Genomic DNA, 15259 nt, shown 5'->3' on the forward strand with positions numbered 1-15259 from the left:
CGTCAACGAGCTTGTCGCCTGTGATATCGAATTTCTCTTCAGAAACAACGTATTTCTCTGGTTGGAACTTAGGTTCTGTTGGAGGAGTTACTGTATTGTTGAACTCTTTATCTGCAATATCTCCAAGATTTGCCACAAGAGCTTTAGCTGTACCATCGTGTGAAACTGTGATGGTTACATTTGCTTGCATAGTATCGTAGGTAACGGTTGCGTCTGTTCCAGCTACCTCTTCAACAGTATAGTTGTGAATACCTTCTTCACCCTTCTTGAATTTAAGAGCTTTGAACTTAACGTTTCCAGATGCATCGTTCGTTACAGTTTCAACAACTTTACCTGTTGAATCTTTAAGAACGAAGCTGAATTCGTTCGCTTTCAATTCACGACCTTCAAGTTTCTTAGTGAAGTTGAAGGATACTTCAATCGGTACGCTGTTTACACGTTTTTGAGTTGGTTTTTCTGGTTTTTCAACAGATTTATTTACTGGATTATAAACATGAACAATCTGGTTGGCTTTATTTTCGATGTCCACTCCACCTGCAACGTCAGCTTTAACTGTCGCTGGAATATCGAATTTATAGTAGCGACCAAATGCAAATTTAGTTGTATCGATAACTTGTGTATTATCCGCATCACCCAATGATTTGTTTACAGAAGTCTTAGATGTTGCTGTAATGACACCATTTTCAACCTTGATGTCAAACTTATCAGTTACGTCATCTCCACTTTCACTGTCATAAGCTTTAATATCAGCAGCATTAACAGTTAATTTTTCTGCATCATAGGTATCAGAGATTCCAACAGATTGGATGTTATTTTTATCAGTGAAGTTTTTCGTATCCAACCATACTTGGTAAACTAGTTTATCACCACGTTCAACAGTCTTAGTATTGATGTTTTCTGCTTCGTTGTTTGAAGTTCCATCTGCGTATGGGTTAGCATTTGTAGCAGTGTACTCATCAGTCAATTCATCATCATCGTCTACAAGTTTTGTTCCTGTAATGTCAAATTTCTCTTTATTAAGAACAAATTTTTCAGGTTGGAATTCAGGTGTTTCAGGAGGAGTGATCTTGTTGTTGAATTCTTTATCATCAGTTCCTTCTGTTGATGTTCCATCAGCATTGACACCGCCAGTTGATGTTACGTTTGTTACAGTAGTCAAGGTGTGACCATTCTTAGCAACTTCAACTGTGACTGTTGCTTTCATAGTATCATAAGCCATACCAAGCTCTTTAGTAGATGGGATAACTTCTTCTACTGTATAAGTATGAGTTCCAACTTTAGTATTATCAAATGATAATTCAGAGAATGTTACAGTTCCGTCAGCTTTATTTGTTACTGTTTCAAGAGTTTGACCAGTTGAATCTTTAAGAACAAAGCTAAATTCGCCCTCTTTAAGTTCACGACCTGCTAATTTCTTAGTAAAGTCAAATCTTGCAACGACTGGAGCTACATGGTAGTTATTGAACTCAGTATCATCCGGCATTGTAACTGCTGCATTCAGGAGGCCAGATGCAGCGTCTTTCGTTACATTAACTGTTACGACTGCATTCATTGAATCGTAGTCGATATTTGTATCTGTTCCAGCTACTTCACGTACAGTGTATGTATGAGATCCTTCGTTATCGTAAGAAATCGCGTCAAACTGGATAGTTCCATCAGCCGCATTTTTCTTAGTTTGGATGACTTTGCCATTTTCAACTAATTCAAATGTGAAGGCATCCTTCGTAAGCTCTTTACCTTCAAGTGTCTTAGTGAACTTGAATTGAGCATTGGTTGCAGCAGGTGTGAAGGTATTGTTGAATTCTGTATCTGCAGGAAGTGTGTTTGTTGCTTTAAGAACATGACCTTCTTTAGTAACAGTGATTGTTACTTCAGCTTTCATTGGGTCATAAGTCATTCCTGCTTCTTTGTTTTCTGGAATAACCTCTTCTACAGTGTACTTGTGAGTACCAACTTGTGTATTGTCAAAGGTCAAGTCATCAAAGGCTACAACACCTGCTTTAGTATTGGTCTTGGTTTGAAGAGTCTTACCATCTGCATCTTTCAATACAAATGTAAATTCACCTTCTTTTAACTCACGACCTGCAAGAGCCTTACTGAAGTCAAACTTAGTCTTAACTGGAGCTACTGCAAAGTTGTTGAATTCTGTATCTGCAGGCATTGTAACATTAGCAGTCAAGATACCAGATGCAGCGTCTTTCGTTACATTAACTGTTACGACTGCATTCATTGAATCGTAGTCGATATTTGTATCTGTTCCAGCTACTTCACGTACAGTATAGGTATGAGTACCTTCTGCATCGTATGAAATTGCATCAAATTGGATAGTCCCGTCAGCCGCATTCTTCTTTGTTTGGATGACTTTGCCATTTTCAACTAATTCAAATGTGAAGGCATCCTTCGTAAGCTCTTTACCTTCAAGTTTCTTAGTGAACTTGAATTGAGCTTGTGTTGCAGTTGGGGTAAAGGTATTGTTAAATTCTTTATCTGCTGGAAGTGTTGCTACAGCTGTAAGTGCATGACCTGATTTGGTAACAGTAACTGTCACGTTAGCCTTCATGGTGTCATAAGTCATACCAGCTTCTTTTGTTTCTGGGATAACTTCTTCTACAGTGTACTTGTGATCACCAACTTGAGCATTTGTAAATGTCAAGGCATCAAATTTAACCTTACCAGCGGCATCATTTTGTTTTGTTTGGATAACAGTGCCATCTTTGTCTTTCAATACAAAGCTAAATTCACCAGCCTTAAGTGTACGACCTGCAAGAGCTTTGCTGAAGTCAAATTGAGCTGTTACTGGTGCCACTACATGGTTGTTAAAGACTTTATCATCTTCACCAGTTGCTTCACCACCAGTAGAGGTCATTGCAGTTTTAGCTGACAAAAGACCAGTACTTGCATCTTTGGTTACAGTTACTTTAACTGCGATAGTCATTGCATCGTAGTCTACATCAGCTTTATCGCCTTTAACTTCTTTAACAGTATAGTTGTAGACACCCACTTGATCAAATGACAATTCGCTGAAGTTAATCTTACCATTAGCTTTATTTGTTACAGTTTCATTAACATTGTTATCACCAGTCAAAGTGAAGCTAAAGTCACCTGCATTCAAGTTACCATTTGAGAGTGATTTATCAAACTCAAGGTTTACTTTAACAGGAGATGGTGTGAAGGTATTGTTGAATTCTGTATCTGCAGGAAGTGTGTTTGTTGCTTTAAGAACGTGACCTTCTTTAGTAACAGTGATCGTTACTTCAGCTTTCATTGGGTCATAAGTCATTCCTGCTTCAGAACCTTGAACTTCTTCTACAGTGTACTTATGAGTACCAACTTGTGTATTGTCAAAGGTCAAATCATCAAAGGCTACTACACCTTCTTTAGTATTTGTCTTGGTTTGAAGAGTCTTACCAGTTGAATCTTTCAATACGAAGCTGAATTCACCAGCTTTCAACTCACGACCTGCCAGAGCCTTACTGAAGTCAAACTTAGTCTTAACTGGAGCTACAACATAGTTGTTGAAGACCTTGTCATTCTCACTCTCAGCATGACCACCTGTTGATGTATAGATTGCTTCAACTTCTAGTTTATCCTGAGCATTGTGTGTAACGGTAACTGTAAGAGTAACCTCCATACCATCATAGTCAACATTCGTATCCGAACCAGCAACTTCTGTAATCTTATAAGTGTAAGTACCTGGTTTTTCGAATGTTAGTTGGCTAAAGGTTGCCTTACCATTTTTGTTGGTAACAGTTTCTTGGTGTGTACCACCTTCTTGTTTAAGAGTAAAGCTAAAGTCACCGTCGTTCAAGGTACGACCATCAAGAACTTTGCTTACTTCAGGTGTATAAGTTACTGGATCCACTTTAACATAGTAGTAGATAGGTTGTTTATACGGTACTAATGTATTGAGCAAGTCTACGTTTACACCGATCCCCCCTACTCCACGTTCCAATTGAGAGTTTGCAGAAGAGTGACCGATACCATCCCCCAAGAATGGTACAAATACTGTTTTCTTCGGTGTGTAACCTGCAGCTGTTTGGAAGCCAAACTCAACTTCTTTACCATTTGGATAGTTTACACCATTAGTATCCGTAAAAGCAATTGTATGAAGTGGTGTTTTCGTAACGACTAAGTCTTGTGTATTATAATTACCTGGTTTTATAGGTTTAGTCTCTGCTAGCAACATATAGCCATCAGTACTTAATGAACCATCCGAACGTTTGCTTTGTTGTTTTGGATCAAGAAGATAAACACGGACAACAACTGTTCCATCTTCACCGACAATTTCTTTAATCCGTTTAATACCATAACGGTCTGCATCCATAAATTTCGTCCCAACAGTATAAGGACGACTGACATAACCAGATTTATCGTTTGCATCAGCTGTTTGATACAATTTATAGCCTTCAAACTTACGCTCGCCAGATGCTGTAAACTTCTGACCTTCCATAGCTTTAAGAGTGTATTTAGCTAAGTCAACTTCATTTCCATTTGCAACGTAATCTTGAACATTTTTATCAGTCTTATTAGCATTAAATGTTGGATTGTTTTTATCAACTACTCGATAATAAGTTGTTTTTTCAACTACTAATGGAATCTTTGCATTCGTTTCTGTAATGGAACGTCCGTTATACGCTGGTTCAACAGCATTAATAACGTCGTTTGATCTACGAGCAGCATAAACCTCATCAAATAAAACTTTTTCTGTAGGAGTAAGATTGTGTCCAGCTGCCACTAAATCAGTTATACTCTTCCCAACTTCATAACTCAATTGAATAAATGGCTGATCCGTTTTACCAGGTCCACTACCGGCTCCTCTGTCGTAACCGACTTGCCAAGTTAATTCTCCTCTAGAAGCTGTTGTAGTAGTCGCGAATTTTTGAGTTCCACTTGTAGCTGTAACTATTTTAGTTTCCACTATACTGCCAGTAATTTTATCAATCAATTCAACTGTTGTATCTGTAGAAGAATCAAAGTTCTTATAAGCACGAGTATAGTATTTTGTTCCATAACGTTCATTAAACTTAGTAAGATCTACGATACTATATGTATAAACATCTCCTTCTTTTCTTTCATATCCAACAGGTACATCCTGTGATTTAACAGTTGCACCAACAGGATCTGTCATATCTGGATCTGCTGTTTCACCATCTTTAAGTGTAGTTGTAGTTGCTATTGCTTCTGTGTTATGGTCAGTTGCAGCACGACGATTACGGCGACGACCACCATTTGTAGCTAATGCACCTGCATTTACAGTATTTTCAGCTGCCAAAGCTAGTGTTTCTGTATCTACTAGTGGTTTTGCTTCAACATTAGTTGCACTAGCATTTGTATCAAGGCTAGTTGCCTCAGCTACAGCTGAAAGTTCTGCTTTAGGATCTGATTTTTCCTCTGATTTAGATTCAGTCTTTTCTTCTGCCTTAGGTTTAGCTACTACAACTTCTTCTGCTTTTGAAACAGTTGTTGCTACTGGTTTAGAAGACTCTGGTTTTGCCTCAGGACTAACAGATGTTTTTTTCTCAGTTTTTTCAGCTTTTGCTTCTTCTGATTTTACTTCTTCAGACTTAACTTCAGGTGTTGATGTTTCTGACTTAACTTCTGAAGTTTCAGAATTAGCTGAAGTTGTCACATCCGTTGATGGCTCTTTCAACTTTTCCTTGTCGTTATTGTCGACTCGTTCAGTATTCTCAGCAGTTTGCTTTGCTACAATCTCAGCAGCATTTACAGCACCACCATTAGCCATCATGAAGCTAAGGGTCGTTCCTAAGAAAACTGATGCGACACCAACTTTGTATTTTCTTAAAGAAAATCGTTGTTGCTCTCTTCTTATCATGTGATAAGTTCTCCTTTTTTAACATTTTAACTAATAATATGTAGGTTTATTGACTTTTTTAAAAAAAGAAAATGGTCTTCCCACATTACCAGTAACGCTAAAAGTATACCATACTACAGGACTTATAGCAAGAATAACGATACTCCAAAACTATATTCGTAAAGTGTATAATATGCATTTATACAGAATATTTAATAGCTATAAATGTTAAATTCACATATCTAAATCTCTATTCTTATTCCTTCTTTTTACTTTATATAGCAAAGAGACTCTAGTATTCAAGGTAATTTATAATAAAAACAAAAAATTCAACTTATAGACTACAGTGAATGTTTATCACTTTTTTATGACTACAAGAAAAATTTTTTTATTATTTATGATTCTTAAACTTATCTTACGTTAGCGAATCAATCTAGAAAATATATTTTTTTAGAGTATTTGATAAAGCCTGGTAACCAGAGACGCTGAGGTGAAGGCCATCTGTTGTGAAGTCTGACTTGAGTTGACTTTTCTGATCTAGTAAGTTCTCAAAAACAGGCACAAATTCAACCTGCATATAGGCAGAGGCAAGGTCTTGATAGGCTTGGTTCCACGCCTTGATTTTCTCGTTGGTACGAATATAAACTGTCTGTTTAAAGTCGTCACCTTCATTGACAGGCAAGATGGAAACTAGCTTTATCTGTGACAGTGGGTAGTCGCGAGAAATGGTTTGAATCACACTCTCGAGATTATTCAGTGCTTCATTCATTGGAATATCTTTTCCAATGTCATTTGTCCCAATCAAAATCACAATTTGATCCACTGCATCACCATAGAGGTGGGCATCAAGGTTATCTAGTAAAAGTCCGGTCTGGTAGCCTCTAATGCCTCGATTCACAATTGCCTTTGATGTACCAAGTAGTTCTTGTAAGGGATAATACTCAATAATAGAATCCCCGATAAAAATGATATCTGGCTCAATTACCGAGATTTGATTAAGTTCACGATACTTGGTTTGAATTTTCTCCTGCTCTTTCAAGAGCCAGTTCTCTAATAGTTGTACTGCCAAGTTATTCTCCTTCTTCTAGCCAGTTTTCTAAAACTTGGTAAACACCTGCCTGACTGTTAGCTGGCGCTACTTCTGTCGCAATTTCCTTGACTCTATCCTCTGCATTTTCCATTGCGTAAGAAATACCTGCCAACTCTAACATTTCAATGTCATTTTCACTGTCTCCAAAAGCCATGATTTGTTCGGGTTTTAAGTTCCAACGTTTGAGCAATTCTTCTAAGCCCCAAGCCTTATGAATCCCATCTTGTAAGATATCAATACAACCATATCCACTAGAGACAGCTCGCACATGCCCATCAAATAAGTCATTGATTTCCTGTAAAACCGAATCGGATCGTTCTTCACCAATAACCATACTCATCTTGAGAACACCACCGAAGAGTTTAGAGTCAAATTCATCGACGAAGTGCATCCGTTGATAGAATTTCTCAATCATCTCCGGAGTCATGAATTTATCAAGTTCTGTAAAGACAGTGCCTTCCTTGACAAAACCGCCATTCATAGCAGTTACGACAAACTGATCCTGACACTCTCTGCCTTTAAAATGAGCTAAAGCTCTATCAACCATAGCATCGTCCCAAGTCTGAGCTTGAATCAATTTATCATTTTCGAATATACGAGCACCATTAGCAACTACCAGAACGACTCTTTCTGCTAAATGTCCCAGTAATTGTCTCATACGATGAACTTCATTTCCAGTCGCAATGACAAACCGAACGCCACGGTGGTCCAGCTTATCCAAAATTTTCTCTAAGCGAGGAAGGTCTAATTGACCTCTTGGATCTAACAAAGTACCATCCATATCCGTTGCTACTATCTTAATTTCCATTTTGTCTCCTTGAGATTCGAATCACTACCACTTCAAACCTACATGCTCGTTCATTTCTTTATAGGCTGTATCAATCCGTTGCTTGGTGGCCTCGTCTAACTGACTACGGTATTTCCCACCCTCAATAAAGTCTTCCAGGATATAAGTTTGGTAAAGATAGAGTGGGTAGCCTTCTGGAGAATAACCTCCCTTTGGAGTACGACTCACCCAGCTTGGATGGGCTTGGGCAGTTTCAATAGTCGTTTTACCAGATTTCTTCTTAATGGTCACATCCATGAGAACTCCACGCTCCGTCCACTTAGCATTTTCCACATCCTGCATGGTTTCAATCCGTTGATTTGAGATGAAATTCCCCATAGAGTAAATGATAAGCTTTTTATCACCGTCTTTTTCAACCGTTTCAGCTGGTTCAACAACGTGAGGATGACCACCAAAGATAATATCTGCTCCCCAATCAATCATTTTATGGTAAAGTTTCTTTTGCTCCTCAGTCGGCTCAATTTGATACTCAACTCCCATCTGAGGCATGATAATTGTAATATCCGCCTCCTTCTCTGCTCGTTCAATTTCAGCCTTCATTTTATCTTCGTCTAAGTCTGAAAGATAACGATTATAATCCTCTTGTGAAATGCTTTGTTCAATGCCGTTAAAACCATAGGAATAAGCTAAAATAGCAACTTTAATACCATTAACTTCCTTGATAACTAAAGGAGCCTTATCTCGTGATTCATGGGTATAGACCCCGACCGGTGTCATTCCTGCCTTTTCAATAGCATCCGCAGTTGATACCACTCCCTCAATCTGAGAATCCAAGATATGATTGTGAGCCAAGTCTAGCACTTGATAGCCTGCATCTTTTATAGCATCCATAACTTCACCAGGTGCATTGAACAAGGGGTATCCTGCAAGATAGTGGTCTTTATTTACAGTTCCTTCAAAATCACCAATGACTAAGTCAGCTTGCTTCAGCCAGGGTTTTACATACTCAAAATTTTCATGGAAATCATAGGTGCCGTCTGATTTTTTGGCTGAAATGTAGATAATGTCATGATAGAGCAAATCACCGTTTGCCATGATACGCGCACTCGTTTCTTGTTCCGTCTCTGCATTCTTTGCCTGAGAACTTGACTCTTGGTGTGCGGAACTTGGATCACTACTGCTTAAAGAAATCCCTCGAGCTCCTTCCACTAATAAAGTAAGCATCATCGAGACAGCTACCGAAGCTAACAAGACCACAATAAAAGTGCGATTATTCCACTGCTTATAGTTCCTGAAAAACCGAACGGAATGTCTAATAGCTTGTAAAACGGGACCATTTTTTCTTTTTCTACTACGTTGTTCCATCATTTTTCTCCCATGATTTTAAAGTCTATTTTCTTACTCTATTATACCACAGACAAATAGGTATTTCCTTTTATTATATTATTTTTTAGCAACTTCTGTGACTTTCTTTCTCATCTGTTTTGTGTTATCATGTAATTGTAATAGAAGGAAAGGAAAGAATATGTCTGCTATAGAACGAATTACCAAAGCTGCTCATTTAATCGATATGAAAGATATTATCCGCGAAGGGAACCCTACTCTTCGTGCCGTTGCCGAGGAGGTCAGTTTCCCTTTGAGTGATCAAGATATCATTCTTGGAGAAAAAATGATGCAATTTTTGAAACACTCGCAAGATCCTGTTATGGCTGAAAAATTAGGTCTACGTGGAGGAGTTGGGCTTGCTGCACCGCAGCTCGATATCTCAAAACGCATCATCGCCGTACTGGTACCGAATATCACGGAGGAAGGGGAAACTCCTCAAGAAGCCTATGATTTACAGGCTGTCATGTACAATCCGAAAATTGTATCCCACTCAGTCCAAGACGCTGCTCTAGGCGAGGGAGAAGGTTGCTTGTCTGTTGACCGTGCCGTTCCAGGCTATGTTATCCGCCACGCTCGAGTAACCGTTGACTATTTTGATAAGGATGGAGAAAAGCACCGCATCAAACTTAAGGGCTATAACTCTATTGTAGTTCAACATGAAATTGACCACTTAAATGGCATTATGTTCTATGATCGTATCAATGAAAAAGACCCATTTGAAGTTAAAGATGGCCTGCTCATTCTTGAATAAAGAAAATCCCGTTGCAAGACGGGATTTTGTGTTATAATGAAGATATGAAAACAAACGATATTGTCTATGGCGTTCATGCCGTCACAGAAGCTCTTTTAGCAAATACTGGAAACAAACTCTACCTTCAGGAAGATTTACGAGGAAAGAATGTGGAAAAAGTTAAGGAATTGGCTACTGAAAAGAAAGTATCCATTTCTTGGACTTCCAAAAAATCACTTTCTGAGATGACAGAAGGAGCTGTTCACCAAGGTTTTGTCTTGCGCGTTTCTGAATTTGCCTACACTGAACTTGAGCAGATTCTTGCTAAGACACGCCAGGAAGAAAACCCACTACTACTAATCCTTGATGGTTTAACGGACCCACATAATCTTGGTTCTATCTTGAGAACAGCGGATGCAACTAATGTTTCCGGTGTCATCATTCCCAAACATCGAGCTGTCGGTGTTACTCCTGTCGTAGCAAAAACAGCAACAGGTGCGATTGAACACGTTCCTATTGCTCGAGTCACTAATCTTAGCCAAACCTTGGACAAACTTAAGGATGAAGGTTTCTGGACATTTGGAACTGATATGAACGGAACTCCTTGCCACAAATGGAATACCAAAGGAAAGATTGCTCTCATCATCGGAAATGAAGGCAAAGGTATCTCTAGCAACATCAAAAAACAAGTGGACGAAATGATCACTATTCCAATGAATGGGAACGTACAGAGCCTCAATGCCGGCGTCGCTGCAGCCATTCTCATGTACGAAGTTTTTCGAAATCGACTCTAATAAAAAGTGAGGTTAGGACAAAAGATCCTGACCTCACTTTTTATTAGCAATCAAACTTTGACGCGGTAACTGATTGAACTTTTTGTTCGTCTTTTAGACTCCAAAAAACTCCTAATCATCCTCGCGGGGCTGGGACAGAAATCTAGACTTTGTCAATCGATTTCTGTCCCACCGCCTTTTTAATAATGTTCGGTAATATATTTGTAGGCCTCTTGACCTGCAATAGCGCCATCTCCAACAGCTGTTGTAACTTGGCGAAGGTCTTTTTGACGAACATCCCCAACCGCAAAGACACCTGTAACATTTGTCTTCATGTGATCATCTGTCACAATCCAACCTGCCTGGTCGCGAATCTGCAACTCTTGGACAAAGTCACTAACAGGGTCTAAACCAACATAGATGAAGACACCACCAAAGGCTTGTTCTGTCACCTGACCTGTTTTAACATTTTCAATCACAACCGATTCCACACGGTTTTCACCCTTGATTTCTTTAACGACAGAATCCCAAATGAAGTTGATTTTTTCATTGGCAAAAGCACGATCTTGTAAGACCTTTTGGGCACGTAGTTCATCCCGACGGTGAACAATGGTAACAGATTTTGCAAACCGTGTTAAGAAGATAGCCTCTTCAACCGCGGAGTCACCTCCACCTACGACCAACAAATCCTGGTCGCGGAAAAAGGCTCCATCACAAACTGCACAGTAAGAAACTCCACGACTATTGAGTTCTTCTTCTCCTGGAACCCCCAAGAGACGGTGCTTAGAACCAGTCGCCACGATAACTGTACGCGCTTCATAAACCTGGTTGTCTGTTACGACTTTTTTAAACTCACCATGATCCTCAACATTTTCAACGAAGCCATAGAGATGCTCAACACCTAGATTTTCAAGAGGTTCAAACATCTTTTCAGCTAATTCAGGACCACTGATATTAGCATAACCTGGATAGTTTTCAATGTCAGAGGTATTATTCATCTGACCACCAGGAAGTCCACCTTCAATCAAAGCAACTTTCAAATTGCTACGTGCTGCGTACAAGGCTGCAGTCATCCCAGCAGGCCCTGCACCGATAATAATCGTATCGTACATTCACTTTCCTTCTTTCTTGTTGTAACTATTTTTATTCTAACGAATTAAAACCCATTTTACAACTATTAAGCCTTGAGAACCAACAAAATGCTCATGGTTGCAAATGACAATACTGGAATTGTTAAAACTCCAATCATAATCATATCGTAGAGATGGGCTTGACGTGCTTTAGCAGTTTTGTCAACCCCAGACAGAGCTCTAAGTCCAATCCAGAGTCCCAAAATAATCAAGACTAGTAGAATTGTCAACACTAAACTCTCTAAATACAAAGCAAATAGCTGAACTAGCATGCTCTCTCTCATTTCTATTAATTTTAAAGAGCAAACCCAGTTAGCCTAGCCAACTGAGTCTTTCTTATCTTCTATTATATCAAATATAGGTTCGTTTGTAACTAGCAAAGAATTCTTTTGTTCGTTCTTCTTTAGGATGATTGATAATCTCATCTGGTGTTCCAGACTCAATAATCTTTCCTTTATCCAAGAACAAAACCTTATCAGCTACTTGAGAAACAAAGGACATATCGTGACTGACTAAAATCATGGTTTGACCTGATTTAGCTGCATTAGCGATAGATCTTTCTACCTCACCAACCAATTCTGGGTCAAGGGCTGAAGTAGGTTCATCCAAGAGCAAGATTGCTGGCTTCATGGCTAAAGCACGCGCCAAAGCTACCCGTTGTTTTTGTCCACCTGATAAGTGGCGAGGATAGTGCTGTTGACGATCTGAAAGACCAACCTTAGCCAACTCTTCTTTGGCAATCTTAGTTGCTTCTTCGTCGGAAAGTTTTTTAACAACTACCAAACCTTCCTTGACATTGTCTAAGGCCGTTCTACGCTCAAACAAATTGAACTGTTGGAACACCATGGACAACTTGCGACGAAGAGTCAAGATTTCATCTTGAGTAATTTGAGAAAAGTCAACTTTGAAATCATCAATCTGAATACTTCCACTATCAGGTGTTTCCAGATAATTTAGGCTACGAAGAAAGGTTGACTTCCCCGCTCCTGAGGAACCAATCAAAGCTACTACTTCCCCTTTTTGAATATCTAAATTCAGATGATCCAAGACGGTTTGACCAGAAAAGGATTTGCTTAAATTTGAAATCTTAATCATTAGCGAAGGTCTCCTTTCACATCTGTTTTCGCATTATCTGGTGCTTCGATTGCCATTTTTTTCTCAATAAAGCGGCCAAGATTTTCAATAGCGATATTTACCACCCAGTATACAAGGGCAACTGAGATGAAACGTTCGAAGTAACGATAGTCGGCACCACCCAAAATCTGAGCTTGGGCAAAGACTTCTACAACACCCGCACTAAAGGCTAGGGAAGTCCCCTTAGTCAAACCGATTAGGGAGTTAATCAAGGTTGGAGTCGCCACTACCGCTGCATTTGGAATAATCACACGACGGTAAACTTGTGCACGTGTCATTCCAAGACTACGAGCGGCTTCAATCTCTCCAGGATTGACAGAAAGAATAGCGGCACGGATAGTTTCACTAGCGTAAGCTGCTTCGTTAAAAGCAAAAGCTACAATGGCAAAAGCTGCGGCTGGAATCGCATTGATATTAAAAGCAGTTCCCCATTGTTGATTCAACGCTTTTAATGCTAGAGGAATTCCATAGTAAGTCAACATCAACTGCACTAGGATTGGTGTCCCTTTTAAGAAACTAACAAAGAATGCTTGTAATGGATAAAGAATTCTAACGCGATTAATTTTTACAATAGCAAAAACCAAGGCCAAGATTATACCAAAAAAAGCACCAAATACTGTCAACATCAATGTTGTTGGCAATTGTTGTACAATTCTTGGAATCCCATCAAAGACAGAACGAAAACTAAACAGTTTGCCGTCTGGAATATACTGCATCAAGTTTTGATACCAATCTGATGCTAAAATTGTTGTAACATTCATAGAAACATCCTCTCCTGATAATGAATCATTCTATCATACTTCTGCCTAGATTTAAAATATTTGCTACGAGCAGAAGAGACTTTGTTTACCTACTAGTTTATCATACTTTAAAAGCGTGAGGTTATATATTTTACCTATCAAGGAGATAGAAAAAAACTATTTCAAATCCAAGTTGTCGTAGGTTTTACGATAACCAATCTGCTTCACAGCACCATTCTCCACTAATATAGGACGTTTTAATAACATACCATCACTGGCCAAGAGTTTGGCCGCTTCTTTTTTGGATAAAGTTCCAACCTTGTCTTTTAAACCCAGTTCACGGTATTTAATACCACTAGTATTGAAAAATTGCTTCAACTCAAATTTTGAAGTTTCAAGCCAATTTAAAATGACTTCTTCACTCGGAGTTTCTTCTACAATATGAACATCTTTATACTCTAATCCGAGTTGATCTAACTCTTTTTTGGCTTTTTTACAAGTTGTACATTTTGGATATTCGATAAATTCTAACATTTTTTCTCTTTCTATTTTTTATTTTCTTGATAACTTGCACCTTCATGATTCAAGAGCCAAGCCTTCTTATCAAGTCCCCAAGCATAGCCTGTCAGACGTCCTCCAGCACCTAGCACACGGTGACAGGGGACAAGAATAGACCAGGGATTGCGCCCTACTGCTCCTCCGATTGCCTGAGCCGAAGCTATCTGCAAGTCCTTAGCTATTTGTCCATAAGTAACTGTCTGACCAAAAGGAATTCCTCGCAAGTAGTTCCAGACTCTTTTTTCGAAATCACTACCGACAGGAGCTAAAGGTAACTGAGACAAATCTTGATTTTGTCCTTTAAAATAAGCATCTAAATAGCTAGCAATCTGATTTAAAATGGGATGACTTTCCACCTCAACTAGATTACCTAGCGACAAGCCTCTCTCAAAATGTTTCTGACCTTGAAACCAAATGCCTAGCAAGTAGTGGTCATCAGCAACAAGCGAGAGCTCTCCTATGGGAGAGACATAGAGCATTTTTGCATACTTAGTTTGCATTTGATTTTAATTTTTGATAGGCCAAACGTTCCCCATCTACTGGAACTTTACCAACTTGTTTAAAACCTAGCTTCTCAAAAATATGTTGCATGGCTTTGTTTTTAGCGTGCGTATCTGAACGAAAATCCAGGTAATCAAAGCCTTCAATCAAGCCTTCCAAGAAGGTCTGGGCAACACCTTGTCCTTGCACATCACTAGCGACAGCAATACGGTGAAAAACTAGATACTCTGACTCTCTTCCTTCCCAGCTTCCATCATAAATGGCTTCATAGGCTTTTTCTGGACTCTTGGTTACTGCTGCATAAGCTAAGAGCTCTCCTTCTTCCAGGGCTACATAAGCCTGACCTGAGATAATATCTTCGATAATCGTATCAGTATTTGGATAACCATTTTGCCACTGAGTGCTACCAGCTTCCGCCAAGCATTTTTTAGCTTCCTCAATCACTTGCATAATTGCATCTACTTCGTTTGGAAAGGCTAAACGAATTTCCATCTTATCTCCTCTTTTCTGACTAGTTTCTCTCATCATAGCATAATTTAAGGCTTTCTACAAGCAGTTAAAACTTGACTTTTGATTTCTATTATTTTATAATCTAGTTATTAAAACTAGATAAACAGG

Annotated in this window: 13 protein-coding genes; 2 read left to right on the forward strand and 11 right to left on the reverse strand. The window is 39.0% G+C overall.

Annotation, left to right across the window (positions count from 1 at the left end; translation table 11 throughout):
• The 4 genes from ACESOD_RS05165 to ACESOD_RS05180 all read right to left on the reverse strand — a co-directional run.
• The coding region (locus ACESOD_RS05165) for a Spy0128 family protein (protein WP_373094396.1) at positions 1 to 5833 on the reverse strand (5833 nt) is incomplete at its 3' end.
• 412 nt (positions 5834 to 6245) lie between these two features.
• Complete coding sequence (locus tag ACESOD_RS05170) at positions 6246 to 6881, reverse strand: SGNH/GDSL hydrolase family protein (protein WP_373094397.1); 636 nt, start codon at positions 6879 to 6881, stop codon at positions 6246 to 6248.
• Position 6882: 1 nt separating this feature from the next.
• The gene (locus ACESOD_RS05175) at positions 6883 to 7710 is read right to left on the reverse strand and encodes an HAD family hydrolase (protein WP_373094398.1); all 828 of its coding nucleotides are present in this window, start codon (positions 7708 to 7710) and stop codon (positions 6883 to 6885) included.
• A 24-nt stretch (positions 7711 to 7734) separates the two neighbouring features.
• Positions 7735 to 9054, reverse strand: coding sequence for a CapA family protein (locus ACESOD_RS05180; RefSeq protein WP_373094399.1), 1320 nt, complete (start codon positions 9052 to 9054; stop codon positions 7735 to 7737).
• A 160-nt stretch (positions 9055 to 9214) separates the two neighbouring features.
• Here ACESOD_RS05180 and def point away from each other — a divergent pair, with 160 nt between their 5' ends.
• The gene (def, locus tag ACESOD_RS05185; protein ID WP_001272935.1) at positions 9215 to 9826 is read left to right on the forward strand and encodes a peptide deformylase; all 612 of its coding nucleotides are present in this window, start codon (positions 9215 to 9217) and stop codon (positions 9824 to 9826) included.
• A gap of 44 nt (positions 9827 to 9870) precedes the next feature.
• Positions 9871 to 10599, forward strand: coding sequence for a 23S rRNA (guanosine(2251)-2'-O)-methyltransferase RlmB (gene rlmB / locus ACESOD_RS05190; RefSeq protein ID WP_373094400.1), 729 nt, complete (start codon positions 9871 to 9873; stop codon positions 10597 to 10599).
• 179 nt (positions 10600 to 10778) lie between these two features.
• Here the strand turns inward: rlmB and trxB are convergent, their stop codons facing one another.
• The 7 genes from trxB to ACESOD_RS05225 all read right to left on the reverse strand — a co-directional run bounded on the left by trxB (position 10779) and on the right by ACESOD_RS05225 (position 15133).
• Entirely contained in the window at positions 10779 to 11690 is a 912-nt protein-coding gene (trxB, locus tag ACESOD_RS05195; protein ID WP_373094401.1) for a thioredoxin-disulfide reductase, read from the reverse strand.
• A gap of 65 nt (positions 11691 to 11755) precedes the next feature.
• Positions 11756 to 11980, reverse strand: coding sequence for a DUF4059 family protein (locus ACESOD_RS05200; RefSeq protein WP_000960970.1), 225 nt, complete (start codon positions 11978 to 11980; stop codon positions 11756 to 11758).
• A gap of 79 nt (positions 11981 to 12059) precedes the next feature.
• Positions 12060 to 12803, reverse strand: a complete 744-nt coding sequence (locus tag ACESOD_RS05205; RefSeq protein WP_045762917.1) for an amino acid ABC transporter ATP-binding protein — start codon at positions 12801 to 12803, stop codon at positions 12060 to 12062.
• Positions 12803 to 13603 (reverse strand): amino acid ABC transporter permease, encoded by an 801-nt coding sequence (locus ACESOD_RS05210; protein WP_049508615.1) that lies wholly within the window; start codon positions 13601 to 13603, stop codon positions 12803 to 12805. Before ACESOD_RS05210 ends, ACESOD_RS05205 begins: the two co-directional genes overlap by 1 nt.
• Positions 13604 to 13759: 156 nt before the next feature.
• A complete protein-coding gene (locus ACESOD_RS05215; protein WP_373094402.1) occupies positions 13760 to 14116 on the reverse strand; it encodes a Spx/MgsR family RNA polymerase-binding regulatory protein in 357 nt (118 codons plus the stop codon).
• A gap of 11 nt (positions 14117 to 14127) precedes the next feature.
• Positions 14128 to 14640, reverse strand: a complete 513-nt coding sequence (locus ACESOD_RS05220; protein ID WP_373094403.1) for a methylated-DNA--[protein]-cysteine S-methyltransferase — start codon at positions 14638 to 14640, stop codon at positions 14128 to 14130.
• Complete coding sequence (locus tag ACESOD_RS05225) at positions 14630 to 15133, reverse strand: GNAT family N-acetyltransferase (protein WP_373094404.1); 504 nt, start codon at positions 15131 to 15133, stop codon at positions 14630 to 14632. The genes ACESOD_RS05220 and ACESOD_RS05225 overlap by 11 nt, the downstream gene beginning before the upstream one ends.
• Between the last annotated feature and the right edge of the window lie 126 nt (positions 15134 to 15259).

The sequence above is a fragment of the Streptococcus oralis genome, from assembly GCF_964238205.1.
Classification (GTDB): Bacteria; Bacillota; Bacilli; order Lactobacillales; family Streptococcaceae; genus Streptococcus; species Streptococcus oralis_CZ.